The following is a 24,906-nucleotide window of genomic DNA, read 5'->3' on the forward strand; positions in this document are numbered from 1 at the left end:
GAAGCCCCTAATGGGACTCCAGTTCCGTTAGGATGTCTCGAAGCTAGCAGACTCCGCCCGACTAATGGAACAGGAATCCCGTTAATGGCCGTCGAGCCCCCCACCCCCGGCACCGCCCGCCCCGGCGGACGGACCGCCCGGGTCCGCGCCGCCGTCCTGCGGGCCGCCGAGGACGCCCTGGTCGAGCACGGCTTCGCCGGGCTGGACCTCGGCGACCTCGCCCAGCGGGCCGGGGTCGGCCGCACCACCGTCTACCGCCGCTGGGGCAGCACCACCGCCCTGGTCGCCGACCTGCTGACGGACATGGCCGAGCAGTCGCTGCCGCGCGCCCGCACCGGCTCGCTCGCCGGGGACCTGCGGGCCAACGCGCAGCTCGTCCGGCGCACCCTCGCCGACCCCCGGCAGGGCGCACTGTTCCGCGCCGTCCTCGCCGCCGCGAACGGCGCCCCGGGCACCGCCGACCCGGGCACCGCCGAGGCGCTGCGGCGCTTCTACCTGCGCCGGGTCGAGGAATGGGCGCCGTGCGTCACGGAGGCCGTCGAGCGCGGCGAACTCCCGCCGGGCACCGACGCGTTCGAGGTGATCCGGGCCGTCTCCGCGCCGCTCTACTACCGGATGCTCACCACCGGCGAACCGCTCGACGAGGCCGCCGCCGACCGCGCGGCCGCCGCCGCCGAGGCCGCCGCCCGGGCGGGGGCGTACGTGCGGCGCTGAAACGCGGACGGCCGGACGACGCGGGTGCGTCGTCCGGCCGTCCGGTGCGGCGATCGGTCAGTCCTCGTCGGACTCCTCGTCCAACTCCTCGTACTCCTCGCGCAGTTGCTCCAGCAGGCTCGACCAGAGGTCCGACCTGTCCGGGCCCTGGCCCAACTGCCCGACCAGCGCCTCGAATTCGTCCAGCGCGGCCGCGGCATCACCGCCGGTGATCCGCTCCCCGAAGCTCGCCAGCAGACCGAGGGCGCCGATCACCTCGGGCAGCGAGTCGGCGGCCCAGCCGCCCAGGCCCTGCCCGGTGGTCCAGCCGTCCGAGTTGTAGATCTGCACGACGCCGCACTCGCCGTCCACCATCAGGTGCCATTCGTCGAACGCGCCGACGCAGTACGCCACGCCCGCCGGCTCGTCGTCCTCGGGATCGCGGGCGTACAGCTCGTCCTGGTCCGCCTCCCACAGGCCGCGCTCGGGCAGGCTCGTCGAGTCGTAGCCGGCGAAGTCGAGCTCGACGGCCGGCACACCGACCTCCGCCAGGAACGCCCGGGCCCGCTCCGACTCCAGCTTCTCCGGCAGCACCTCGGGCCGCCACAGCGTGCCCGGCCCGAAGCAGGACTCCAGCCAGGCGGCGGTGGGATTGCGCGCGGCGGCCAGCAGTTCGGCGTGCGCGGTCACGGCCTCGGTCTCGGTCATCGATACATCTCCCCCGGTCAGAGCGGTGCGGCAGGGATCATCCAAGCGCACCGCACCGACAGCGGACGCCACCGGGTGGCCGCCCGACACGCCACCGCGCCCTGCCGGACGGATCCGGCAGGGCGCGGTGGTGCGTGGTCGTCCACGTCGTACGGTCTAGAACCAGTCGTCGTCGTTCTCGTAGTAGTTGTTGACGACCACCTCGGGCCCGTCGTCGCTCAGCGCCTCGCCGATCAGCATGCCGCCGACCAGGCCGGCCGCGCCGGCGCCGATCATGGCGCCGGTGCCGAAGCGGCGGCCCTCCGGCTGGCCCTGGCCGGGCACCTGCGGGTGGCCCTGCTGGACCGGCTGCGGGTAGCCGGCCTGCGGCGGGGTGTAGAACGGCGGGACGGTGGTCTGCACCCGCTGGGCGCAGGCGGCGCAGGCCTCGATCTGGCGCGGCACGCCCCACTGCGGCGACCACAGCACCGCCGTGGAGCCGAGGCCGTGCGAGGGGTCGAAGAAACACGTCACGGGAGAGCTCCCTGTTGCTGCGGGCTGGGTCTGCGGGGCGACGGCGGGCACGGCCGCCGCCGCAGGCGCGGCGGGCGCGGCTACGGGCGCGGCCGCAGCGGCGGGCGCGGCCGGCTGGAGGACGTCGACGCCGAAGTCGGTGGCGATCCCGGCCAGGCCGGAGGCGTAGCCCTGCCCGACCGCGCGGAACTTCCAGTCCGCGCCGTGCCGGTACAGCTCGCCGAAGACCATCGCGGTCTCGCTGCCGGTCTCGGGCGTCACCTCGTAGCGGGCCAGCTCCGGTCCGCCGTCCGCGTCGGTGAGCCGGACGTACGCGCCGCGGACCTGCCGGAAGGTCTGCCGGCGGGCCGTCGCGTCGTAGATCGCGACCGCGAAGACGATCTTCTCGACCCCGGCGCCGACGTCGGCCAGCCGGACCTCGATGCCCTCCCGGTCCCCGCCGACCGCGCCGGCCCCGCCCTGGTGGCGCACCGAACCGTCCGGGCTCTGCAGGTTGTTGAAGAACACGAAGTGCAGGTCCGAGAGCACCTTGCCGCCCGGCCCGCACAGCAGCGCGCTGGCGTCCGGGTCGCAGCCGGCGTCCGCCGTCCAGCCGAGGCCGATCCGGACCGCGCGCAACCCGGGGGCCAGTTTGCTCAGCGAAACGTTGCCGCCCTTCGTCAGGGCCACACCCATGGGACTTCCTCCGTGCCGGTTACCGCCGTATCTCCGTTCGAGGACGACAACGCTGTCGAGCCCGGGCCGGTTCCCGGCAAGGACGCGTCAGTACCGGACGGGCAGTTCCAGCAGGCCGCGGGCCCGCAGGGTGGGCCGGTGGCGCAGCCGTTCGACCGGCACGTCGAGGGCGAGGGCGGGGAAGCGGCGCAGCAGCGCGGTGAGCGCGAGGGCGGTCTCCATCCGGGCCAGCGGCGCGCCCAGGCAGTAGTGGATGCCGTGCCCGAGGGCGAGGTGGCCGTTCTCGCGGCGGCGCAGGTCGAGCCGGTCGGGGTCGGTGAACTGCTCGGGGTCGCGGTTGGCGGAGGCCAGGGCGAGCAGCACGGTCTCCCCCTTCGGGACGGTGACGCCGCCTATGGTGACGTCCTCGCGGGCGAAGCGCCGGATGGCGAGCGGGGCGGGGCCGTCGAAGCGGGCGAACTCCTCGACGGCGCCGTCGATCAGCCCGGGTTCGGCGCGCAGCGCGGCGAGCTGGTCGGGGTGGGCGAGCAGGGCGAGGACGGCGTTGCCGATCAGGTGGACGGTGTTCTCGTAGCCGCCGAAGAGGATCAGGAACGCGAGCGAGGTCAGCTCGTCCTCGCCGAGCCGGTCGCCGCCGCCGTCCTCGTCGCGGACGGCGATCAGGTCGGAGAGCAGGTCGTCGCCGGGGTGGGTGCGCTTGCGCTCGATCAGGCCGGTGAAGAAGCCGAGCATGGCCTTGACGGCGCCGCGGGCCTGTTCGGGGCGGGCCGGGTCCGGGGTGATCAGGGCGTCGGTCCAGGCGCGGAAGTCCTGGCGGGCGTCCTCGGGGACGCCGAGCAGGTCGCAGATGACGGTGATCGGCAGCGGGGCGGCGTAGTCGGCGATCAGGTCGGCGCGGCCCAACGGCTCGATCTTGTCGAGCAGTTGGTCGGCGATGCGCTCGACCGGGGCGTGCAGGGCGGCGACCCGGCGCGGGGTGAAGGCCTGGGAGACGAGGCGGCGGATCCGGGTGTGGTCCGGCGGGTCCATGTTGAGCAGGTTGGCGTCGAGCGCGGGCGGCAGCGCGAAGCCGCGGTAGTTGCCGGGCGCGGCGTGCGCCTTGTCGAGGGCGAGCCGGGGGTCGGCGAGGGCCTGGCGGACGTCCGGGTAACGGGTGACCAGCCAGACCGGCAGGCCGTCCGCGCCGAGGACGCGGTGCGCGGGGGCTTCGGCGCGCAGCCGGGTGTAGCCGCCGTAGGGGTCGGCGATCAGGGCCTTGACGGTGGGATCGAGGGGTGTCACCCGCTCAGCCTACGGGCAGGGCGGGGAGGTCCGGCGGGGCACCCTGGCGGGGCGTCAGGCCCGGACTTATTGTCAGGGAACATGACATGTCTTCGCCGCGCCGCCGGACTGGCCGCCGCCCTCACCGGTACGCTCGCCGCCCTGCTGACCCCGGCCGTCGCCCAGGCCGCCCCCGCCTCCTGCCCGCCCGCCACTGCCGGAGCTGTCGCGCCGGACGCCGAACAGGCCCGGCTCCAGGACGGCCGCACCGCCGCCTTCACCGAACGCTCCGGCCTGGACGGGCTGCTGCACGCCTTCCCCGCCGCCCTCTGCGCCGCCCGCGACGCCGACCAGGCCGCACAGCTCGCCGCCGACTGGGGCCACGCGCTCTGGCAGGCCGGCGTGGACCGCGCCCAGGGCCGCCGCCCCGGCGGCGAGCTGCCCGCCCTCGACGACCGCCCGCTGTACTGGACCAGGCTCGCCATGACCCTCCGACTGGCCGACTGGCAGCCGGACTTCACCATCGACCACGACGCGCTCCGGGCCCGCTTCGAGGACGCCTCGCGCGGCCTCGACGACGGCTTCACCACCACCCCCGGCATCAACGGGATCAACGGGATCAGGCGGATCTTCGTCAGCGGCTTCGACCCGTTCGGCCTGGACACCGAACCCCGCCGCGCCAACCCGTCGGGCGCCGCCGTCCTGCAGCTGCACGGGCAGCGGATCACCCTCGCCGACGGCAGCACCGCCGAGGTCCGGGCCGTCCTGCTGCCCGTCCGCTACGCCGACTTCGACGCGGGCATCGTCGAACGCGCCTACCGCCCGCACCTGGAGCCCGGCCCGCAGGCCGCCGACCTGATCACCAGCATCAGCCAGGGCTACCCCGGCGTGTTCACCCTGGAGGCCTGGGCCGGCCGGGCCCGCTCCGCCGACCCGGCCACCGACAACCTCGGCGCGCTCTCCGGCGGCACCCGCCAGCACCCGGTGGACGCCCCCGGCCTGGACGCCGGGCCCGAGTTCATCCGCACCAGCCTGCCCACCGACGCCATGACGGCCGTCCAGCAGCCGTACCCGGTGTACCTCAACACCTCCGTCACCGAGATCCCCGCAGGCGGCGGCGACGCCGTCGACCGCGAGGACGGCCCGACCCCGGACTCCCGCGCCGTCGCCGGGGGCGGCGGCGGCTACCTCTCCAACGAAGTCGCCTACCGCTCCAACCGCCTGCGCCTCGACCTCGCCCCCGACCTCCCCGGCGGCCACCTGCACACCCCCGTCCTCACCGGCCTGCCGGCGCGCCAGGACCTCGTCACCGCCCCCGAGTTCGAGCACAACGAGGCAGCCGTCGCGGCCCAGGTCCGGGCGATCCTGAGCAGCGCGATCCGCTGACGAGTGCTGTTCACGGTTTCGCGAGGACGTGGTGCGCCACGAAAAGAGAAAGGAGCGGCCCGCAGGTGGGGGTTCCGAGCGCCTTCGACAGCGGTCGGGGTGCGGGCAGCGGGAGGCGAGGCCGAGGTCGGTGATCCGGCTACGCGGGCCCGGCGAAGGGGGTGCCGGCCGCGCGGGCGCGGGAGGCCGCGATCTCGGCGTAGGCGGCGTCGCGGTCCGCCCAGTGCGAGCCCTCGACGGACTTGCCGCGCTCCAGGTCCTTGTACACCTGGAAGAAGTGGGTGATCTCCAGCAGGTCGAACTCGCGCAGGTCGCCGACGTCCTGCAGGTCCCGGTAGCGCGGGTCGCGGGCCGGCACGCAGAGCACCTTGTGGTCCGGTCCGCGCTCGTCGCGCATCACCCACACGCCGACCGCGCGGCAGGTCCGCACGCAGCCGGGGACGGCCGGCTCGCCGCCCAGCACCAGGGCGTCCAGCGGCTCGCCGTCGCCGCCGAGGGTGCCCTCGACGTAGCCGTAGTCGGCCGGGTAGGCGGTGGCTGTGAAGAGGGTGCGGTCGAGCCGGATGCGGCCCGCCGAGAAGTCCATCACGTACTTGTTCCGCGACCCCTGCGGGATCTCGATCATCACCTCGAACTCCACCGCGACCTCCTCCTCGGCGCCCGGGGACGGCTCCTGGGGAGATTGTCCGCCGTTCGGGGCCACCCGGCACCCGCCCGGCACGGCCGTTTCACCGCCTCCCGCCGTTCAGGGACGTCCACCACCGTCCCCGCCCATGGGGAGCCGGCGGGTCACCGCGCTGGACCACCACCGCGCGGAGGCGGACAGCCGCAGGGCCGCCCACCGGGAGCCGGGTGGTGCGACTGCTGCCCGGCGGCCGGTTCGAACGCGGCTCGCTGCTCTCCGACCCGCGGGCCCCCGCGCCGTGAGCGAGTGCCGCTATCCGACGACCGGCAGCTCCAGGAAGGACGGCCGGGCGCCGCCGTGGCCGATCAGGTAGCTCGCCCGGCCGTCCGCAGGCAGCAGTTCGAAAGAGTCGGGGTTGGCGGCCGCGACGGTGAGGCGGATGCGGTCGCCGGCCCGGAACAGAGCCGCGACCGGCTGCAGGTCGAGGACCACCCGCTCGGGCCGGCCCTGCGGGAACGGCCGGGCGTCCTCGGCCGCGTAGCTGCGCGGGGTGCGCAGGCGGCGCCAGTCGGGATTGTCGTCGCCGGCCAGCGCACGGTCGTCCAGGGCCAGTTGGCCTTCCGTCAGATAGGTGACCCGGCCGTCCGGGGCGACGTGCTCCAGGTAGACGTGCAGCGCGCCGTGCGCGGAGCCGGCCAGCCCGGTGACGTCGAGGGCGACCCGGCCGTTGCCGGTGACCCGGGTGTCGGCGGTCAGCGGCTCGGTGGTGTAGCTGAGCAGCTTGCCGTCCACGGCGGCGCGATCGTCGTAACTGACGGGCGCGGCCGAGAGGTTGGTGTTCCAGCGGTCGAGCGGGCCGGTCCCGGCGGTCGGGTCGAGGCGCAGCTGGTCGGTGCCGGCGGGGCGGCCGCCGTCCGGGTCGGGCCGCCGTCGACTGAGTGCGCCGGCTTCGCCGAGGTAGAGCCGGCGGGGGCGGGTGCCGGGCAGCGGCCAGTGCGAAGTGGTGCGCCAGGCACCCTCGTTGAAGGTGTAGTAGTGCAACTGCCGCTGCCCGTCCGGCCGGTCGCCGTCGCGGACGTAGCGGTCGAAGAACGCGTATGCCTGCTGGTTGAGTTGGGCGCGCTCCTGGTCGGTGAGGCGGCGTTCGGGCAGGAACGGGTCGGCGAGCCGGGAGGCGCCGTGGTTCCACGGGCCGAGCCAGGCCTCCTGGGTGTTGGCGAGGCCGGTGAACTGGGAGAGCGCGCCGTTGGCGGTGCCGGCGTCCAGCCAGCCGGTGAGGGTCAGCACGGGTACGCCGCCGTCCTCGACGGCCTCGGCCCGCTCGCCGACGCTGCCGGCCGTCCAACTCTTGGGCCCGTCCCGGTAGTCGCGGTACACGCCGGCGTGCGCCATCTCGACCAGGTTGGCGTTCCCGGCGTGCTCGGCGCGGGCCGCGGCGAGCAGGGCCGGCCCGTCCGGCCCGTCCACCGGGCGGGGCGTGGTGCCGATGAGACCGGTCTGCTCACAGACCTGCCGGGTCTGCTCGCTGGTCTCGCAGGTGGTGCCGGCGCGGCCGTCGAGGATGCTGAGCAGCAGCGCGTACGGGGCGATCCGGGGCTCGATGAGCAGGCCGCCGGGGCGCACCAGGTCCTCGTACGGGTCGAAGTCGTAGGAGATCGGGGCGGCGGCGGTGATGTGGTGGTCGCCGAGGCCGGTGGCGAGCATGGCGGTGTCGCCGCCGTAGGAGACGCCGGTGGTGCCGACCCGGCCGTTGGACCAGGGCTGGGCGGCGATCCAGTCGCCGAGCGGGCCGCTGTCGGCGGTGACCTGCTCGCCGAGCTCGGAGTCCAGGGTGCCGAAGGAGGCGCCGGTGCCGCGCAGGTCGGCGACGACATAGGCGTAGCCGCGGGCGTTCCAGGCCTCGGCGGTGCCGTTGCGGCCCTCGTCGGGCATGCCCGGGGCGACCCGGGCACGCCAGTAGCGCTGGGTGACCAGGACGGTGGGCAGCCGGGCGCCGGCCCGGGTGCCCTCGGGCAGGTAGACGTCGACGGCGAGGCGGACGCCGTCCGGCATCGCGACGTAGCGTGACCGCAGGTGCGGTTCGGCGGCGGGCGCGGCAGCCGCGGGCGCGGCGGCGAGGCCGAGCACGCCGGCGGTGGCGAGCAGCGCCGCCAGCGGGCGGCGGGACCGGCTCACCGGGCGGTCGCCTTCCGGGAGTCCCGCTCGGTGGCCCCGGTTTCCCGGGGATGACGCAACGACAGTTCGCTCATTCGACGACCCGGCCTCTCGCACGACGGAGTTCCTGGGCTCGTCCCCCGTCGCCGATGAGACCACGGCCGACCGGCGGCCCGCCATACCTCCGAGGGCCGATCCGCCCCCGAGCTGACCCTGAACCACCCCGCGCCCTGACTACCCCGCGACGCCGCCGAACTCGCGGACGGCGTCGGTGACGATCCCCTCCAGCCGGGCGTGGTGGGCGCCGCGCCAGTAGGCCTGCCCGCAGTCGCCGCACTGGGCGAAGGCGTCGTAGGAGCGCTCCGTCCCGTCGTGCAGCTGCTCGCGCACGGTCGTCTTGGCGACGCTGCGGAGCGTGCCGTTGCAGGTGGTGCAGCGGCTCCACGGCGCGAGCGGGGGCGCGAACCGGGAGAGCACGTCGCGCAGTTGCTCGGCGGGGCGGTGGCTGTAGACGTACGCGCCGGCGAACAGTTCGCGGCGGCGCAGCAGGCCGCGGTCCCGCGAGAGCATGACGCGCCGCTCGGCGGCCGAGCGGGCGGCGAGCGCGGCGTCGCCGATGTCCGGGTTCTCGTAGGCGGCGTCGATGCCGAGCAGGCGCAGCCGGCGGGCGAGGGTGCCGAGGTGGACGTCCAGCAGGAAGCGCGGCGCCTCGCCCGCCGGCTGCGGCCGGGCGACGGCCGCGACCGTGATCTCCTCGCCGTCCGCCGGCACGTGCCCGCCCGCCACCGGCCGGCCGTCCACCAGCAGCGCGCCGACCTCGGTCAGCGGCACGCCCAGCGACTCGACGACGTGTCCGAGCGTGGAGGTGCCGTCGGTACGCAGCTCGGAGCGCCCGGCCCGCCGGGGCGCGGAGACGAAGAGGTGCAGCTCAGGGGCGAAGTCGAGCCAGATCTGGGGTCGGTCCACACCGCCAGCATGCCAGCGGCGGCCGGGCGGTGGCCACCGGTTTCCGGCCGTCGCGCCCTCGGTCGGCCGGGTTCGACGGTGGCGAGCCGCGCGCATCCGCGAAGCCGGCCCCGGTGGAGCGTCGTCGGGAGACGGCCGGCCGGGCCGGCCGTCTCCCGGATCGGCACCGGCGGCTCAGTAGCCGATGGTGAATCGGCGTTGGACGAAGCGGGGCAGTTCGGCTTCGTCGACGAGGGCGACCGCGGCGTCCTCCGCCGAGATCCGGCTCAGGCCGTCCGCGTCCAGGACGGGCTGGTCGCCGCCGACCCGGAACCGGCCGGTGCGCTCTCCCGGGCCGATCTGCTCGGCGGGGCTGAAGTACGTCCAGAGCCGGTTCGAGGCGCGCAGGACGTTCAGCGCCTCGCGGTGGCCGCGCACGGCGGCGGCGTACTCACGGGGCAGGCCGAGTTCGTCGAGCGAGGCGCGCAGGAGCTCGTCGTGGTCGGCCCGGACGACGCCCGGTTCGATCTCCAGGCTGCCGGCGCCGCCGATGACGATCAACCGGGTGCGCGGGTGGCTCTCCAGGGCCTTGAGCAGGGCCCGGGCGGCGGTCGCGTAGACGGTCGGGTCGGCGATCGAGCGCCGGACGGTGTCGGCGAAGTCCCTCGCGGCGTTCCCGGGCTGGAAGCCGCTGATCAGGACGTCCAGGCCGGGCAGGACGGCGGCGATGCTCGCGGCGTCCAGGACGTCGACGCTCGCCCAGCCGAGGTTCTCGCGCCGGTCGGTGATCGCGGAGGCGTTCCGGCTGAACGCCGTGACGCGGTGTCCGCGCCCGAGGGCCTCGGTGACGACGCGGCTCCCGATGGTGCCGGTGGCTCCGATGACTCCGATGTGCATGGTTCTCCCCTTGGTTCATGCCGTGGTCATGGCGGATGGACGGCGCGAGGCCTCCCTCGCCGCACGCCGCTCAAAAACTATACGGCGTGAAGTTTCCACACGGCAATCAGCGAGGTGACGCTGTAGAGTTCCCTCGTGGCAGCCACCCGAAGCACCGGACGACGTGAGCGACTGCGGGCCGAGACGACCGCCGAAATCAAGCGCACCGCAATGGAGTTGATGCGGTCGGGCGGCCCCGACGCGATCACCCTGCGGGCGATCGCCCGCGAGATGGGCATGACCGCCAACGCCATCTACGGCTACTTCGCCACCCGCGACGACCTGGTCACCACCCTCATCGCGGACGTCTACACCGCGCTCGCCGACGCCGTCGACACCGCCTGGGCCACCTCCGCACCGGACACCCCGGCGCACCGGATCCAGGCCTGGGCGCACGCCTTCCGCGGCTGGGCGCTGGCCGACCCCGAGGGCTTCCGGCTGATCTACGGCGACCCCGTGCCCGGCTACCGCCCCCCGGACGGCGGCGCCGCGCCGGACGCCGCCCGGCGGGTCTGCGTCGGCATCGCCGCGCTGGCGAACGCCGCCTGGGGCGGAGCCGAACCGACCCACGGGGCCGGCGACTTCGACTGGGACGACTTCGACCCCGGCCTGCTCGACAAGGTCCGCCCGGCGTTCCCCGCACTACCGCCGGCCGGAGTAGCCCTGGCACTGCGGATCTGGGGGCACCTGCACGGCCTGGTCGCACTGGAGGTCTACGGCCACCTGCGCGCCCAGACGCTCTCGCCGGACAAGCTCTTCCGCGCCGAACTCACCCAGCTGATCCGCTCGTTGGGGATCGACGCCGCCTGAGGCCGGCCGGACCGGCGCCGTCCGACTCGAAGCCCTGCGGCCCGCCCGCGCGCCCGCGCCGACCGCGCCGACCGCGCCGACCGCGCCGACCGCGCCGACCGCCGAGGCGATCATTTGACCTTCAGGTCAAGAACTTCGTCCGGAGGCCCCCGGCAGGCCGGGTCAGTTGCCCGGGTGGGCGGCCGCCCAGCCGCGTTCGAGCAGCGCGAAGACCTCGTCGGCCGCTCGGCGCGGTTCGGGGTGGCGCAGGATCAGACCGCGGGCCTCCAGGGCGAACCGGGCCAGGGCGGCGCAGCCGACGTCGCCCTCGGGCGCACCCACGGCCTCCGCCACGGCCCCGGCGAGGGCGGCTTCGTGGCGCGTCCACATGCGGTGGGCGTAGTCGCGCAGCGCGGGGGTCTCCTGCACCAGGCGGGTGAAGTCGGCGAATCGCGGGTCGGCGGCATGCACGGCCAGCTGGGTCTGCTTCAGCAGGAGGTGCTCGCGCAGCGCCTGCGGGATCGACTGGCCCGGGGCGCGCTCACGCACGGCGGCGACGAGCGCCGCCTCCAGGTCGTCGTCCTGATCGAAGACCAGGGCCTCCTTGCCGGAGAAGTGCTTGAACAGGGTGGTCACCGAGACGTCGGCGGCGTCGGCGACGTCCTTGACGCCGACCTGGTCGTAGCCGCGCTCCAGGAAGAGTTCGAGTGCGGCATCGGCCAGGGCCTGGCGGGTCTGGGCCTTCTTGCGCTCACGGCGCCCGGTCGGTTCGGTCACCCGCACATCCTACCGCCAGGTGGATCCGCTACGAAAGTGTAGTCATTGCACTTATTGAGCGAGTGTGCTTTCTTGGAAATGCCGGACCTCCCGGCGACCCATCCACCTCCCGAGGGACCCACCATGAACCCTGTCCGTGACCCCCGCATCGCGATCGTCGGCGCCGGCCTCGGCGGCCTCACCTGCGCCCGCGTCCTCCAGCAACGCGGCCGCGCCGTCACCGTCTTCGAACGCGAAGCCTCCGCCGACGCCCGCCCGCAGGGCGGCACCCTCGACATGCACGCCGACACCGGCCAGGCCGCCCTGCGCTCGGCCGGGCTCCTCGACCGGTTCCACGACCTCGCCCGCCCCGAAGGAGACGAATGGCGCGTGCTCGACCCCGCCACCGCCGCCGTCCTGACGCACCAAGGACCTTCCGCCGACGGCGGGCGGCCGGAGATCGACCGGGGCCAACTGCGCGGCCTGCTCCTGGACTCGCTCACCGAGGGCACCGTGCGGTGGGGCCACGCCGTCAGCAGGGCCGTCCCCCAGGCGGACGGCGGCTGCCGGCTGCTCTTCGACGACGGCACCGCCGAGGACTTCGACCTGGTGGTCGGCGCCGACGGCGCCTGGTCACGCGTCCGCCCCGCCCTGTCGCCCGCCACACCCGCCTACACCGGTGTCAGCTTCGTCGAGACCGGCTTCGACCACTGCGACACCCGCCACCCCGACCTCGCGCGCCTGGTCGGCAACGGATCGATGCTGGCGAAGGGCGCCGGCCGCTCCCTGGTCGCCCAGCGCAACAGCAACGGCCACATCCGCGCCTACATCGCGCTCCGCGCGCCACAGGACTGGCACGTGGCCGCCGGAATCGACCTCCGCGACCCGCAGGCCGTCCGGACGCACCTGCTGAGGACGTTCGACGGCTGGGACGAGAGCCTGCGCCACCTCCTGCGCGACAGCGACAGCGGGTTCGTCAACCGGCCCCTGTTCGTCCTGCCCGCCCCGCACACCTGGGAGCACGTACCCGGCGTCACGCTGCTCGGCGACGCCGCGCACCTGATGCCCCCGGTCGGGCTCGGCGCCAACCTCGCCATGCTCGAAGGCTCCGACCTCGCCCACGCCCTCGTCACCGAATCCGGCATCGGCGACGCCGTCCGCGCCTACGAGAGCATCATGCTGCCGCGCTCGATCGAGGCGGCGACGGCGAGTGCGCAGGGACTCGACCACCTCGTGCCCGCCACGGCCTCCTGAGCCGGTACGGAACCGACCACTGCCCCTACCCCAGCAGGAAGTCGTACACCGCCTGCCGTCCGGCCGGGTTCGCCGCCCGGTTCTGCACCGAGTGCGCCGCCCCGGGCACGATCACGATCTCCGGATCGTGCGCCGACTCTGCCTGCTCGTAGAGCAGTTCGTACGGCGTGGCCAGGTCGCTGGGCGCTGTGGTATTGCCGGAGACGGCCACTTGGAGGTCGAGGGTGCCGGGGGCGGCACCACTGCGGTCGAGCGGGACGGCGAGGGTCCCACAGCTGAACTCCGGCGCCTCCGGGCAAGGCGCCCACCCGGTGATCCCCGCCCCCGGCGCCGCGCCGGCGGGGGCGGCGGGTGTGGCCAGCGTGGTGCCGGCGACCACCGCCACGGCCCCCAGCAGAGCGGCGATGCGGCCACGCATGCTCGTCATGTCCGTCCTCCCGGTCGCACCGCGCCCGTGCTGACGCGGGCACGGCCTGCGCCCCGGGACAGTCGGATGGCGAGCGTTTCGGCCAACAACGAACCGTCACAACCCGGATGGCCCCGGGAGCAGGCACAGGCCCGATCGGGCCTGTGCCTGCTCCCTAGCCTGTGCCAGTGGCTCAGATCTCGCCGAACTCGCCATGTTGGACGGCGGTGACGAACGACTTCCAGGCCTCGGCCGGGAGGACGAGAGCCGGGCCTTCCTCTCACGCCTTGCGAACTGCGGACTCACCGAGCAGGTGGCGACCGTCGTGCGTTCGAATCGCCGGTGCGGCCCCGGGCCTGAGCGCGTCCAGCATCCTTACTGCGTAGACCTCGGCCATGCGCTCGGAGATCTCGGTGGGGGTGAGCCAGTCGACAGCCGTCGACTCCTCCGACAGCCGCTCGCCACCTCCCTCCGGATGGCAGCGAAAAACCATGGCGACGATCCCACGCGTCACATTCTTGTACACGCCCGTCAGCCGGTCCACGGCGACTTTGAGCCCGGTCTCCTCGTAGATCTCGCGCCGCACTCCGTCCTCGACGGCCTCGCTAAGCTCCAACACGCCACCTGGGGGTTCCCAAGTACCGTTGTCGGCCCTACGGATCGCGAGCACCCGACCGTCCTCGCGCACCACCACGCCGGCGACGGACACCGAGTGGAGCGACGTTGACTGGGACTCTCGGGCCTTGTTACTCATGTGCGGGAGAATAGGCGAAGTACGTGCAGATCGCGGATGACCTCGCTGCACAAATCAGGTCAGGACTGCTCGTCCCCGGCGCAGCCGTTCCGAGCGAGGCCGAACTCATGCACCGGTACGGAGTCGCCTCCGGCACGGTCCGGAAAGCTGTCGCCGAACTTCGGACCGCCCAGCCGATCGAGACGCACCATGGTCGCGGCTCGTCTCCAGTGGTCCCCCTGAAGCCGGCATTCCACGCATAGGATCCACAGGGCGGTGGCCTCACCTCGACTGCAGCACCGGGCGGAGCAGGTCGAGGACCTGAGTCCAGTTGTAAGCGTCGCGGCCGCCACCGGACTTGGGCTTGTGGGGCACGTAGTCACCGACGAGGACGCCCATCGACCGGAGCCGGACCAGGCTCTCCGCGTAGGCGGGGTGGGCGGCCTGGGCGGAGTTGAGGTAGGGCTGGACGGCAGTCGGGATACCGAGCCCGTAGGCCTCCGAGAGGATGCCGAGCGCGAGCGTGTCGGAGATGCCGGCGGCCCATTTGTTGATGGTGTTGAACGTGGCCGGAGCCACCGCGATGGCATCGGCCTGCGGCGCCCGCCGCGATTCGCTCGGCGTGCGCCACGCCGAGCGAATCGCGTAGCCGGTCTGGGCTTCGATGGCTTCCTGGTCCAGGAATCCAAGGCCGTCCGGCGTGGCGATCACACCCACCTTCCAGCCCTCCGCGTGGGCAGCGGTGATCAGCTCCCCGACACCATCGGCGATGCCCGCAGCGCAGACAACGACGGAGAGGAACGGCTCACGGTGCTCGGTCAAATCGAAACCCCCAACTCCTCGCAGAAACGACGAAGTTCCGGAACGCTACCGCGCCTGTCACGCGCGGCCATGTCTCCCGCCAGTTCCAACACACTGGGGCGTCGGCGGATGTCCTCCGACGCACAGCTCTCCGCGATCCTCAGCGCTTGGAATCCTTCAGCCAGTCTGCCCTGCTGACTGTAGGCGCGAGCCGCGTCCACCCAGAGCGCGGCCTTCCGCTCCGGGACCGGGATGCGGCGACGCATCAGAGGTTGGGCGTCCGCCAGCGCAGCGCCGGCATCACCGAGAACCACGGAAGAGCTGACCGCATGGAGGGCAACATTCGTAGGGCTGAAGTTCGCCCAGGAATCCGGACCATCGAGGTCTACGTTCCGCGCGACATCTCGGGCCTCGGCAAGGAACTCCGCAGCCCTCGCACGGTCCCCGCCCGCGCTCGCAGCGGTCACACCGCGAAGAAGCATGAGCCCGACCGCTGCGAGATATCGGGGTGACTTCCGATCGTAGCCACCGGCGAGTTGATCAGCGGTGTGGGAGATCAGACTGATGGCGGGGGCGGTGTGCCGATCACGGGCCAGGACGTGCGCCTGGACGCGAACGCTGGACGCCATGACGACCGGATCACCACTCCGCTCCGCCTCGGTCATGGCCCGGCCGACCGCGAGCCAGGCGTTTCCCTGATCGCCGAGTTTGAGCAGCAGGCTCACCGCGGTCTGGTAGGCCGTCGCAAGCATCCCGGAGAGGGCCTGATCGTCACCTCGGGCTGCGTGCTGTGCGGCGCGCAGGTCCGCGATCAGCTGGGGCAGGGTTGCCTCAAGTTCCGCGTAGCGACAGCTGTAGAAGTGCCTCCGGGCCTCGGACAGCCGGCCAGAGAGCACCGTTGCCGACCCCGGCGGCTGGTCGGACCGCACCGGCCCAGGCAGAAGCGCGCGGACGAGTTCCTTCGCCACACGCGGATCGCGTGTCGGGGCCGCGAGCGCAAGGGCGCTCGCGGCCAGGAAGTTTCGGCGATGCATGCCGTCCGTCCTACTGTCCGTGTGGGCCTGGGACGCAAGTCCGAAGCTCGTCAGGGGGATGCCGAGCACAGCCGCGACAGCCCGCAGGACACCGATGTCCTGCGTCCCCGTGCCGTTCTCCAAGCGGCTGATCTTCGACTGGTGATACCCCAGTTCCGAGGCCACATCCGCCTGGGACCGACCGCTGAGCACCCTCGCCCGGCGAATCACCTCGCCGGGCGAGAGAGCGGTGGAGTCTCCCCTGGCCGTCCGTGACATGGCTTCTCCCGCTTGCGTGATCACACTCGATATGCCGAGCGTAGCCAACCCAGAACAATCTGTGATGCGGAATCTGCATAGAGCATGCGCGGAGGGCTTGCGGCGCAGCTTCACGGCGCTGAATTGCAGTTGTCTGTTCGTCAGCATCCTCGCCCCAGCCGCTAAGGAGAAGCGCTGATGAACCTCCTCTCTAACACCGTGAGAGGCACTGCCGCGCCGCAGCCGGACCTGGGTGCCAAGGTCGAGCAGCACTCCAAGCCGGCGACCGTATGCCTGCCGTACCAGCCCGAGTCGGTTCCTGCCGCGCGGCGGTTCGTATGCGCGAAGCTTCGGGAGTGGGGGCTGGACGAACTCGTGGACGACGCCGCCTTGATCGTCAGTGAGTTGGCGACCAACGCCGTCAAGACCGGGTGCCAGACGCGCATGATCGTCGCGGTGCGCCGCCCGTCCGCGCGGATCGTCCGCATCCTCGTCGGTGACGGCTCCCGTGCGATGCCCGTGATGATCCAGGCATCACGGGACTCCACCTCGGGCCGGGGACTTGCGATGGTGCACCGACTGACGCGCGGGCAGTGGGGCGTCACGCCGCTGCCGCTCGGGAAGATAGTCCACGCCGACCTCTCGATCGGCGAGTCCTCGACCGTGCGGTGAAGCCTGTCCCGCCGGAGGACTCCGAGGACGCATCCGCGCCCGATCCCGTTCGGGTCTGGACCGCCTACGGAGTGTCCGCTGCTGCCGCGTTGCACGTGGTCGCCGCCGCCCTCCTGCTGATCAACCGCTCCCGCTGAGCCCCCGGCCGCGCCGCCGAGCCGGCGGCGCGGCCGGGAACGTCAACTCCCCTCCCCCGCAGCACGAAAGGAGGTGCACAGCCATGTCCACGCCCGACCCGAAGCCGCTCCCGCGGAAGCCGGTGGGACAGCCCACGCCCCGGCCGCCGGACTGCTAATCGCGGCCAACTCAACGACCGATACCACGAATCAGGAGGACTCATGGCCTGGGACACCAACAAGGACAGCGGCGGCAAACACGGAGGCAAGAAGGACCCCGGCACCGCCAAGCCGAACCCGGACAGTGCGCGGCCCGCGCCGGAGCCGAAGCACAGGAAGGACGACGGCAAGAAGTGACGAACCCCGTGCATCGACCGGAGCAGGCCGCCGTGCGCGGCCTGCTCCGGGCCGTCGAGGAAGCCCTCGACGGCCCGGTCCCCCGCGAATGGCGGGACGCGATCCTCGCCGTCCCCCGGCACCGCTTCCTCCCGGAGCGCATCTGGCTGGAGGACGGGCTCGGCGGCTACGAGCCGTGCGACCTCGCCGCCGACCACCAGCGGTGGTTCGAGGAGGCGTACTCCGACGTCCCGATCATCACCCAGGTCAACGACGGCGAAGAGCCCGCCGATGACGCCTGGCCGTCCTCGGCCGCCTCCGCGCCCTCGATCGTCGTCCGGATGCTGCGTGACCTCGACGTCCAGCCCGGCACAAAGGCGTTGGAGATCGGCACCGGGACCGGGTGGAACGCCGCCCTCCTCGCCCACCGGCTCGGCCCCGGGCAGGTCGCCTCGATCGAGGTCGACTCGTCCGTCGCCCGCCAGGCCTGGGCCAACCTCAACGCGGCCGGGCTCGACGCCGAGGTGATCTGCCGGGACGGCGCGCTCGGCTGGGGTCGCCGCGCGCCGTACGACCGGATCGTGTCCACCTGTTCCGTCCGGCGGGTTCCATGGGCCTGGGTCGAGCAGACAACCCCCGGTGGCATCATCCTCACGCCGTGGGACAGCCCGATGATCTGCTGGGGGTCTGCTCAAGCTCACCGTCCAACACGACCGCGCCGAAGGGAAGTTCAGCCCCCACTCCGCCTTCATGCTGATGCGCGCCCAACGCCGCGATCTGCGCATCTTCCGGGACGTCGTCCGAGACGACCACCGCCCCGACGAGTCCTCCACCGTCCTCTCCCCGCACCGGATCACCGGCACCGGCTGGCACGCCCGCTTCGCCCTGGGCCTCCTCCTCCCCGACGTCTGGACGGCCTGGGACACCGACGCCGACCGCCTCTGGGTGGCCACCACCGACGCCCTCTCCTGGGCAGCCGTCGACCGCGACGACGACCGCTTCACCGTCCACCAGTACGGCCCGCGCCGGCTCTGGGACCAGATCGAGGCCGCCTACCTCTGGTGGGAGGAATACGGCAGGCCCGGGCCCGAACGCTTCGGGCTCACCGTCACCGAGCACAGCCAGTGGGCCTGGCTCGACCACCCCGCCCACGCCGCACGGGCAGCCTGAAGGAGCAGGAAGTCGGCCCGGCCGACTTCCTGCTCCCAAAAAACCAGCTTCACCGCTGCGGCAGCTCGCAGCCGTCCGGCCCGCAGGCCTCACCGTCGCCGCCACCGACCGGGATCAGCGGCACCGGCGCCCGACTCTCCCAGGCCTGCTCCAGCGCCCGCGTGAACGTTTCCGCAGGCTGCGCGCCCGAGACGCCGAGCCGCCGGTCCAGCACGAAGAACGGCACCCCCGTCGCGCCCATCGCGCTCGCCGTCGCCTCGTCCTCGCGCACCGCCTCCGCGTACGCCGCCGGGTCGGCCAGCACGGCGGCCGCCGCCTCGCCGTCCAGCCCCGCTTCGACGGCCAGCTCGACCAGCCGCCCCGCCTCGAACGCCGAGCGCTCCTCGGCGAAGTTGGCCCGGTACAGCGCTTCCAGCAGTTCGCCCTGCCGGCCGCGCTCCTTCGCGAAGTGCAGCAGGCGGTGCATGTCGAAGGTGTTCGCCGCGTCGCGCCCGCCCGCGTAGGGCAGGCCCTCGCCGCGCGCGTTCTCGGCGATCCGCGCCTCCGTCGCCTCGGCCTGCTCCAGGCTCATGCCGTACTTGGCGGCGAGCAGCGGGATCACCGGGCGGGCCTCGCGGGGTGCGCGCGGGTCCAGCTCGAAGGAGCGGTGGACGACCTCCACCTCGTCGCGGTGCGGGAAGCCCTCCAGCGCCCGTTCGAACCGCGCCTTGCCGATGTAGCACCACGGGCAGTTGATGTCGCTCCACACTTCGACACGCACAGCTACAGCCTTCCGTCCTGCGGACGCGGACCTCCCGCGCCGGCATCGCCCCACAACACGCTCGCGCACTTAAATATTTCAGGACGGGAAATATTCACGTGCGCGCAGCCCGGTGCCGCCGCACCGCGTCCCGGTTCGCGCACCGCTGCGAGCAGTAGCGCTGCCGGCCCGTACGGCTGGTGTCGGCGAAGACCAGCGCGCACTCCGGCACCGCGCACCGCCCGAGCCGGTGCATCCCGCGCCCGACCAGGTGCAGCGCCGTGCCGACCGCGATCAGCGCGGACAGCATCTCGCCGACCGGCGGGCCGTCCTCCCGGTAGTGCAGGTGCCAGCCCTCGCCGCCGTGCTCGGTCAGCCGGGGGTGCGAGGCGGAGGCCGCGAGCATGGCATTGAGCAGGGCGGCCCGGGCCCGCTCGTCGGGGGCGTCCACCACCCGCCCCCAGGCGTCCAGGGCCTCACCGACCACCGCCAAGTCCGCTTCGGCGACCGGACGTTCGAGGACCAGGCCGGCCGACGAGCACCGTTCGGCCAGCTCCGCCGCGCTCGCGGGGCGCCGATTGGCCAGCGCGGCGGCCAGGTTGACGGCGTCGACGCCGTAAGGGTTGAGCTGCACAAGACCATTACAGCAGCCTGGTGATCGACCAACCACCCCTCCGCGCGATGGAGTTCACCGTGCTGTCCACCACCGCCCCGCCGCGCTACCGCTGGGCCGTCCTCGGCATCGCCACCTTCGCCCAGGCCGCGACCTGCTTCTTCGTCCAGGGCATCGGCCCACTCGGCCCGGCCCTGCAGAGCGGCCTCTCGCTCTCCGCCGGGCAGCTCGGCCTGCTCCTCTCCGCCGCCCAACTGATGCCCATGGTCGGCCTGTTGGTCGTCGGACGGCTGCTCGACCGCTACGACGAACGCTGGATCGTCGGCGCGGGCGCCCTGGTGGTCGCCGCCGGGCTGGCCCTGGGCGCCGCCGCGCCCGGGTACGGCACGCTGTTGCTCGCACTGCTGGTCGTCGGCGCCGGGTACAGCAGCGCGCAGCCGGGCGGCAGCAAGTCGGTGGCCTCCTGGTTCGCCTCCTCCCAGCGGGGCCTCGCGATGGGCATCCGCCAGGCCGGCCTGCCGCTGGGCGGCGCGCTCGCCGCGGCCGTCCAACCGGTGCTCGCGCAGGCGTACGGCTGGCGGGCCACCCTGGTCTCCGGCGCCCTGGTCGCGCTCGCGGGGGCCGCCGTCTTCACCGGCTGCTACCGCCGGCCGCCGACGCTGCCGCATGCCGCCCCGACGCCGCCGCCCACGCCGAGTCCGCCCGCGCCGCTGCTGCGCCTGCTCCGCGAGCCCGCCATGGTGCGGATCGTGCTGTCCGGCACCAGCCTGGTCGCGGCCCAAACCGGCATCCTCCTCTTCGCCGCGCTGCACCTGCACGACACCGCCGGCCTGAGCGCCGGCACCGCCGCGCTCGTCCTGGTGGCCGCCCAGGGCGCGGGCGTCGCCGGCCGGATCTGCCTCGCGGCCTGGAGCGACCGGGCGCGGTCCGGTCGCTACGCCACCGTGCGGGCCTGCCTCGCCGCCGTCACCCTCGGCTGCCTCGCCCTCGCGTCCCCGCTCGGCGGGCACCCGGCGACCGCCTGCCCGCTGTTCACGCTGCTCGGCTTCGCCGGCCTCGGCTGGTACGGCCCCTGGGTCGCCCACGTCGCCGAGTCCGCGCCGCCCGACCGCACCGGCTCCGCCCTCGGGCTCGCGATGGCCGCCAACCAGGTCGCCATCGTCCTCGCCCCGCCGCTCCTCGGCCTCCTGCACGACGCGGCCCACGGCTTCACCCCGGTCTGGCTCCTGCTGGCCGGCCTCACCGCCGCCGCGCTGGCCGCGACGGGCACCTGGCCGCGACGAACACCCGACCGCTCCTCACGGACCGTCACCACACCCGAACCGTCCGCCGTTGCGACGCCCGGAGCAGCGGCGTAGTTTGGCCAAAAGGGGGCGCGACACGAGGAGTTGGGGGGACGAAGTCAGTCGTCCTCTGATCCCCCGGCTCCGACCGTCCGCCGCGCCGTGAGCCCCTCGGACCGCATCCACCTGCTCGGCCACAGCATGGGGGCAGGGTGGCGCCCCGGATCGCCGCCGCCGACCCGTCGATCGCCGGGCTGGTGCTGCTCGCCGCAGATGCCCAGCCGATGCACGGGGCGGTCGTCCGGGTGGCGCGCTACCTCGCGGCGCTCGCGCCCACTCCGGCCGAGTACATGCGACCGGGACACGTCGGGCCCGCGGTGGTGGACGAGATCGCGACCTGGCCGGCGCGGCACTGGAACGAACACCCTCACTGCCGCCCGGGCCACCGCCCGGAGCAGGAAGTCGGCCGGGCCGACTTCCTGCTCCGACTCCCCCAAGGCTCCCCGACAGTCCGGTGCCTGCCGCGTGCGGGTAGCCGTGGGCCGCCCCGACCGGGGTGGTGCCGACCTGCGCCAAGTGGAGCCCACGTGTGGTGGGCGTCACCCCACGGACGCAGGCTGACGTGTGCAGTGCCCGAACGAACCGCGTGACGGCGCGCGGCGCCGTCCCCGCGCGGACGTGAGAGACGAGATCACATGATGGAACAGGGCATCAGCCCGAATCACCCACCTGCCGTTCGAAGCATCCGCAGGTCCGAACGAAGACGGCCGCGCCCCCGGGGCGCACGCGCCGGGGCGGCGTTCGCGGCGGCCGGCATGGTCCTCCTGGGCGCGGTCGGCCCGACCCCGAGCAGTGCGGCGGCGTCACCCGTCCGGGCGGCCCGGTCGGGAACGCCGGCGCACTTCGTGCCCGCCCCCTGCCCGCCGGCGCCCGAGCCGGTCCCCGGGCGGTGCGGGTTCCTGGAGGTGCCCGAGAACCGCGCCCGACCCGGCGGGCGGACCATCCGGCTGGCCGTCGCGATCATCCCGGCCGTGTCGACGACGCCGGCCGCGGAACCGGTGGTGTTCATGGAGGGTGGCCCCGGCGGCGACGCGTTCGGGAACATCCCGTTCCTGATCGGCGCCGGCGTGAACCGGGACCACGACCTGATCGTCATGTCCCAGCGCGGGAACCTCCATTCGGAGCCGAACCTCGCCTGCCCGGAGGTCGACCGGTTCAACGCGCACGCCGTGGGCCTGCCCTACGACGCGCCGGAGACCGGTGAGGGCCTGGTGCGGGCGACGAAGGAGTGCCGGGACCGTCTGACGGCCGAGGGCATCGACCTGAGTGCCTACAACACCACCGAGAACGCCGCCGACTTCGCCGACCTGCGCCAGGCGCTGGACGTCGACCAGTGGAACGTCTACGGGTACTCCTACGGCTCCGACCTCGCCCTCACCTACCTGCGCCTGCACCCCCAGGGGATCCGCTCGTTCGCGATCGACTCGATCACACCCCCGCAGATCGTGAGCCTGCCGTGGACCTGGGACAGCGCCCGCGAGGGGCTCGACGCGGTCTTCGCGGCGTGCGAGGCCCAGCCCGCCTGCAAGGCCCGCTACCCGGACCTCCCGCGCACGCTGACGGAGCAGGTCCGGCGGCTGGAGGAGCACCCCCTGACGGTGATGGCGCAGCCGCCGGCCGGCGGGAACCCGGTGACGGTCGTCCTCGACGGGGGCGCGCTGGTGAACCTGCTGGTCGCCAAGGCCGTCCCGTTCGCGGACTTCCCCGCCGCGCTCGACGAACTCGCCCACGGAGATCCGACGCGCTTCGCCCGGGCCAAGGCCGCCGACGCGACGCCCAACATCGGTGAGTTCTCCCAGGGCGTGAAGGAGTCCATCGCCTGCAGCGAGTGGACGCCGGGCTTCACGGAGTCCGACGTGCTGGCGGCCGGACGGCGGGCCTTCCCCGAGTGGCCGGACACCGTCCTGGCCCAGGCCCCGCAGCTGCCGTTCCAGTACGACGTGTGCCGGGTCTGGAACGTCCCGGACCGCACGCCCGTCCAGCGGGTGACCACTGTCAGCGACGTGGCGTCGCTCGTCATCTCCGGGACCTTCGACTCGAAGACCGGGGCCAAGTGGGGTCAGGTCACGGCCCAAACCCTGTCCCGTTCGACCGTCGTGCGGATCCCCGGGATCGGCCACTGGGTGGTCCCGCAGTCGTGCTGCGCGCAGGACGTCCTGGCCTCCTTCCTCAAGAACCCGACCGCACCGGACACCTCCTGTGTGGCGGACCTCGCGCCCCCGCCGTTCACCATCACCCCCGAAACGGAAACCGCATGATGCCCCTGCGCCCACCCCAGCGCCGCCGCACCGCGCGATGGCTCCGGGCCGCCCTGTCCGGATCCACGGCCGGTGTCCTCCTCGTCGGCCTCGCCGTGCTGCCCGCCCGGGCCGAGTCCGGCGGGTCCGCTCCCCGGGAGCCGCTCGGCACGGTCGCCCGGACGGTGGGCCACGCCCACTTCGAGCCGGGCGCCTGCCCCCGGATGGCGGACCCGATCCCCCTCCCGGACGGGACGCGCTGCGGAACGCTCACCGTGCCCGAGAACCGGTCCCGCCCCGAAGGGCGGACGATCGCCCTCGCCGTCGCGATCGTGCCGGCCGCCACCGAGAAACCGGCCCCCGACCCGATCGTGTGGCTCGCCGGCGGGCCCGGCGACGACTCGAACTCCGAGATCAAGCTGGCGCTCGACGGCGGCCTGAACCACGACCGGGACGTGGTCTTCATGTCCCAGCGGGGCACCTACTCCGCCGACCCGCAGCTCACCTGCCCGAACATCGACGAGTTCAACGCGCGCTCCCTCGGCCTCGTCTACGGCGCGCCGTCCACCGGGCGCCTGCACGTCGACGCGACCCGGGCCTGCCGCGAGGAACTGGTCGACCGCGGGGCCGAGCTCGGCACGTACAACGGCATCGAGAGCGCCGCCGACTACGCCGACCTGCGCGAAGCGCTGTGCATCGAGCAGTGGAACGTGTTCGGCATCTCCTACGGCACCGACCTGGCCCTCCTGTACGCGCGCCTGCACCCGGAAGGCCTCCGGTCGTTCGGCATCGACGGCGTCCTGCCGCCGTCCCTCGCCGGCGGAGCCGTCACCTGGAAGGCCGCCCGTGAGGGCTTCGACAGCATGTTCAAGACCTGCGCCGACCAGCCCGCCTGCAACGCCCGCTATCCGGACCTGAAGGGCACCTTCGAGCGCCTGGTCGGCGAACTCGAAGCCAATCCGGTCACCACCACCGTCAGCGTCCCGGGCCAGCCGGCGCCGGTGGAGGTCACGCTGGACGGCGGGGTCCTCGTGAACTGGCTGACCTTCGCCAGCCACCTGGCGACCGGGGTGCCCCGGTCCATCGACGAACTGGCCCACGGCAACCCGCAGCGGATCGCCGAGCAGTGGGCGGGCGGCAAGCTCAGCCCGCAGGCCATGGGGAGGACGTCGTACGGGATCGCCAACGGCGTCTTCTGCAGCGAGTGGACCCCGTTCGAGAGCGAGGCCGACATCATCGAGGGCGGGCGGCGCGCGTTCCCGACGTTCCCCGAGTCGGTGCTGGCCAACGCCCCGCTGCTGGCCTGGCTGCACGCGGACTGCCGGGTCTGGGACGTCCCCGCGGCGCCGCGCTCGGTCCGGGACGTGACGCGCAGCGACATCCCGGCGCTCGTCCTGTCGGGCGGGTTCGACTCACAGACCGCGCCGAGCAGCGGGCCGTACGCGGCCAGCACGCTGAGCCGGTCCACCGAGGTCACCGTCCCGTACGTCGCCCACGTGGTCTTCGCCGACTCGAAGTGCGCGCAGTCGATCACCCGCTCGTTCTTCGACACGCCGACCGCGCCGGACACGGGATGCCTGGCAGGTCTCCAGCCGCCCGAGTTCGACCTCGCGCCGTAAGGCGTCGGGTCCGGCCCCACCGGGTGGCTGGTGGGGCCGGATCATCGCGACCTGCCTGGCCTTCGCCGTGATCACCGGTACTCGCGTCGAGCGCCGAAAACGCGCCGAGGCCGCCCGCGCCGAACTGGGCTGAATCGGACGGGGATGAATCGGCCG

At 73.4% G+C, this 24,906-nt stretch carries 25 protein-coding genes and 2 pseudogenes; 13 read left to right on the plus strand and 14 right to left on the minus strand.

The features are described 5' to 3' along the window. Nucleotides 1-84 precede the first annotated feature (84 nt). Nucleotides 85-714: a TetR/AcrR family transcriptional regulator gene (locus tag ACPC54_RS28350; RefSeq protein ID WP_498968789.1), complete on the plus strand. Its 630-nt coding sequence runs from the start codon at nucleotides 85-87 to the stop codon at nucleotides 712-714. 57 nt (nucleotides 715-771) lie between these two features. Here the strand turns inward: ACPC54_RS28350 and ACPC54_RS28355 are convergent, their stop codons facing one another. From ACPC54_RS28355 to ACPC54_RS28365, 3 genes and pseudogenes are all read right to left on the minus strand, one after another. After that, nucleotides 772-1,401 (minus strand): SUKH-4 family immunity protein, encoded by a 630-nt coding sequence (locus tag ACPC54_RS28355; RefSeq protein WP_498968791.1) that lies wholly within the window; start codon nucleotides 1,399-1,401, stop codon nucleotides 772-774. A gap of 633 nt (nucleotides 1,402-2,034) precedes the next feature. Then, a pseudogene (locus ACPC54_RS28360) lies at nucleotides 2,035-2,589 on the minus strand (TerD family protein); the annotation flags it as partial. Between the two features lie 87 nt (nucleotides 2,590-2,676). Continuing rightward, a complete protein-coding gene (locus ACPC54_RS28365; RefSeq protein WP_498968793.1) occupies nucleotides 2,677-3,870 on the minus strand; it encodes a cytochrome P450 family protein in 1,194 nt (397 codons plus the stop codon). Nucleotides 3,871-3,951: 81 nt separating this feature from the next. On the opposite strand from ACPC54_RS28365, the gene ACPC54_RS28370 reads away from it, so the two are divergent. Beyond that, entirely contained in the window at nucleotides 3,952-5,235 is a 1,284-nt protein-coding gene (locus tag ACPC54_RS28370) for a pyroglutamyl-peptidase I (RefSeq protein WP_498968795.1), read from the plus strand. Between the two features lie 139 nt (nucleotides 5,236-5,374). Here ACPC54_RS28370 and ACPC54_RS28375 read toward each other — a convergent pair whose 3' ends face one another. The 4 genes from ACPC54_RS28375 to ACPC54_RS28390 form a co-directional block, all read right to left on the minus strand. After that, on the minus strand, nucleotides 5,375-5,875 hold the full coding sequence (locus tag ACPC54_RS28375) for an inorganic diphosphatase (protein WP_498968796.1): 501 nt from the start codon (nucleotides 5,873-5,875) through the stop codon (nucleotides 5,375-5,377). A 297-nt stretch (nucleotides 5,876-6,172) separates the two neighbouring features. Further along, entirely contained in the window at nucleotides 6,173-8,035 is a 1,863-nt protein-coding gene (locus ACPC54_RS28380) for a CocE/NonD family hydrolase (RefSeq protein WP_498968798.1), read from the minus strand. 213 nt (nucleotides 8,036-8,248) lie between these two features. After that, the gene (locus ACPC54_RS28385) at nucleotides 8,249-8,980 is read right to left on the minus strand and encodes a Mut7-C RNAse domain-containing protein (protein WP_498968799.1); all 732 of its coding nucleotides are present in this window, start codon (nucleotides 8,978-8,980) and stop codon (nucleotides 8,249-8,251) included. A gap of 174 nt (nucleotides 8,981-9,154) precedes the next feature. Next, on the minus strand, nucleotides 9,155-9,856 hold the full coding sequence (locus ACPC54_RS28390) for an NAD(P)-dependent oxidoreductase (RefSeq protein WP_498968801.1): 702 nt from the start codon (nucleotides 9,854-9,856) through the stop codon (nucleotides 9,155-9,157). A gap of 135 nt (nucleotides 9,857-9,991) precedes the next feature. Between ACPC54_RS28390 and ACPC54_RS28395 the strand changes: the two genes are divergently transcribed. Then, nucleotides 9,992-10,705, plus strand: a complete 714-nt coding sequence (locus ACPC54_RS28395; RefSeq protein WP_498968802.1) for a TetR/AcrR family transcriptional regulator — start codon at nucleotides 9,992-9,994, stop codon at nucleotides 10,703-10,705. A gap of 162 nt (nucleotides 10,706-10,867) precedes the next feature. On the opposite strand, the gene ACPC54_RS28400 is transcribed toward ACPC54_RS28395, so the two are convergent. Beyond that, nucleotides 10,868-11,461 carry a TetR/AcrR family transcriptional regulator gene (locus tag ACPC54_RS28400; protein WP_498968804.1) on the minus strand — a complete coding sequence of 198 codons (594 nt, stop codon included), beginning with the start codon at nucleotides 11,459-11,461 and terminating at the stop codon, nucleotides 10,868-10,870. 123 nt (nucleotides 11,462-11,584) lie between these two features. On the opposite strand from ACPC54_RS28400, the gene ACPC54_RS28405 reads away from it, so the two are divergent. Continuing rightward, nucleotides 11,585-12,694 (plus strand): FAD-dependent oxidoreductase, encoded by a 1,110-nt coding sequence (locus tag ACPC54_RS28405; RefSeq protein ID WP_498968806.1) that lies wholly within the window; start codon nucleotides 11,585-11,587, stop codon nucleotides 12,692-12,694. 25 nt (nucleotides 12,695-12,719) lie between these two features. Here the strand turns inward: ACPC54_RS28405 and ACPC54_RS28410 are convergent, their stop codons facing one another. Together ACPC54_RS28410 and ACPC54_RS28415 are read right to left on the minus strand one after the other, a co-directional pair. After that, on the minus strand, nucleotides 12,720-13,121 hold the full coding sequence (locus tag ACPC54_RS28410; RefSeq protein WP_498968807.1) for a hypothetical protein: 402 nt from the start codon (nucleotides 13,119-13,121) through the stop codon (nucleotides 12,720-12,722). Between the two features lie 259 nt (nucleotides 13,122-13,380). Then, the gene (locus tag ACPC54_RS28415; protein WP_498968876.1) at nucleotides 13,381-13,866 is read right to left on the minus strand and encodes an NUDIX hydrolase; all 486 of its coding nucleotides are present in this window, start codon (nucleotides 13,864-13,866) and stop codon (nucleotides 13,381-13,383) included. A gap of 11 nt (nucleotides 13,867-13,877) precedes the next feature. Here ACPC54_RS28415 and ACPC54_RS28420 point away from each other — a divergent pair, with 11 nt between their 5' ends. Then, nucleotides 13,878-14,096 (plus strand): GntR family transcriptional regulator, encoded by a 219-nt coding sequence (locus ACPC54_RS28420; RefSeq protein WP_498968808.1) that lies wholly within the window; start codon nucleotides 13,878-13,880, stop codon nucleotides 14,094-14,096. Nucleotides 14,097-14,115: 19 nt separating this feature from the next. Here ACPC54_RS28420 and ACPC54_RS28425 read toward each other — a convergent pair whose 3' ends face one another. Together ACPC54_RS28425 and ACPC54_RS28430 are read right to left on the minus strand one after the other, a co-directional pair. Then, nucleotides 14,116-14,655 (minus strand): flavoprotein, encoded by a 540-nt coding sequence (locus tag ACPC54_RS28425; RefSeq protein ID WP_498968809.1) that lies wholly within the window; start codon nucleotides 14,653-14,655, stop codon nucleotides 14,116-14,118. After that, complete coding sequence (locus ACPC54_RS28430; RefSeq protein WP_498968878.1) at nucleotides 14,652-15,926, minus strand: helix-turn-helix domain-containing protein; 1,275 nt, start codon at nucleotides 15,924-15,926, stop codon at nucleotides 14,652-14,654. Before ACPC54_RS28430 ends, ACPC54_RS28425 begins: the two co-directional genes overlap by 4 nt. 177 nt (nucleotides 15,927-16,103) lie before the next feature. Here ACPC54_RS28430 and ACPC54_RS28435 point away from each other — a divergent pair, with 177 nt between their 5' ends. From ACPC54_RS28435 to ACPC54_RS28455, 5 genes and pseudogenes are all read left to right on the plus strand, one after another. Beyond that, nucleotides 16,104-16,577 carry an ATP-binding protein gene (locus tag ACPC54_RS28435; RefSeq protein ID WP_498968811.1) on the plus strand — a complete coding sequence of 158 codons (474 nt, stop codon included), beginning with the start codon at nucleotides 16,104-16,106 and terminating at the stop codon, nucleotides 16,575-16,577. Continuing rightward, complete coding sequence (locus ACPC54_RS28440) at nucleotides 16,574-16,714, plus strand: hypothetical protein (protein ID WP_498968813.1); 141 nt, start codon at nucleotides 16,574-16,576, stop codon at nucleotides 16,712-16,714. Before ACPC54_RS28435 ends, ACPC54_RS28440 begins: the two co-directional genes overlap by 4 nt. A gap of 201 nt (nucleotides 16,715-16,915) precedes the next feature. Further along, entirely contained in the window at nucleotides 16,916-17,050 is a 135-nt protein-coding gene (locus ACPC54_RS28445) for a hypothetical protein (protein ID WP_498968815.1), read from the plus strand. Between the two features lie 32 nt (nucleotides 17,051-17,082). Next, a pseudogene (locus ACPC54_RS28450) lies at nucleotides 17,083-17,631 on the plus strand (methyltransferase domain-containing protein); the annotation flags it as partial. Between the two features lie 148 nt (nucleotides 17,632-17,779). Then, the gene (locus ACPC54_RS28455; RefSeq protein ID WP_498968816.1) at nucleotides 17,780-18,199 is read left to right on the plus strand and encodes a hypothetical protein; all 420 of its coding nucleotides are present in this window, start codon (nucleotides 17,780-17,782) and stop codon (nucleotides 18,197-18,199) included. A gap of 49 nt (nucleotides 18,200-18,248) precedes the next feature. Here ACPC54_RS28455 and ACPC54_RS28460 read toward each other — a convergent pair whose 3' ends face one another. Both ACPC54_RS28460 and ACPC54_RS28465 read right to left on the minus strand, forming a co-directional pair. Further along, a complete protein-coding gene (locus ACPC54_RS28460) occupies nucleotides 18,249-18,959 on the minus strand; it encodes a DsbA family oxidoreductase (protein ID WP_498968818.1) in 711 nt (236 codons plus the stop codon). 94 nt (nucleotides 18,960-19,053) lie between these two features. Then, complete coding sequence (locus tag ACPC54_RS28465) at nucleotides 19,054-19,572, minus strand: CGNR zinc finger domain-containing protein (protein WP_498968820.1); 519 nt, start codon at nucleotides 19,570-19,572, stop codon at nucleotides 19,054-19,056. Nucleotides 19,573-19,592: 20 nt separating this feature from the next. Here ACPC54_RS28465 and ACPC54_RS28470 point away from each other — a divergent pair, with 20 nt between their 5' ends. The 3 genes from ACPC54_RS28470 to ACPC54_RS28480 all read left to right on the plus strand — a co-directional run bounded on the left by ACPC54_RS28470 (nucleotide 19,593) and on the right by ACPC54_RS28480 (nucleotide 24,750). Then, nucleotides 19,593-20,909: an MFS transporter gene (locus tag ACPC54_RS28470; RefSeq protein WP_498968822.1), complete on the plus strand. Its 1,317-nt coding sequence runs from the start codon at nucleotides 19,593-19,595 to the stop codon at nucleotides 20,907-20,909. An 890-nt stretch (nucleotides 20,910-21,799) separates the two neighbouring features. After that, complete coding sequence (locus ACPC54_RS28475; RefSeq protein WP_498968824.1) at nucleotides 21,800-23,152, plus strand: alpha/beta fold hydrolase; 1,353 nt, start codon at nucleotides 21,800-21,802, stop codon at nucleotides 23,150-23,152. After that, entirely contained in the window at nucleotides 23,149-24,750 is a 1,602-nt protein-coding gene (locus ACPC54_RS28480; RefSeq protein ID WP_498968826.1) for an alpha/beta fold hydrolase, read from the plus strand. The genes ACPC54_RS28475 and ACPC54_RS28480 overlap by 4 nt, the downstream gene beginning before the upstream one ends. The last annotated feature ends 156 nt before the right edge of the window (nucleotides 24,751-24,906 follow it).

The organism is Kitasatospora sp. NPDC094028, assembly GCF_049543595.1.
Lineage (GTDB): Bacteria > Actinomycetota > Actinomycetes > Streptomycetales > Streptomycetaceae > Kitasatospora.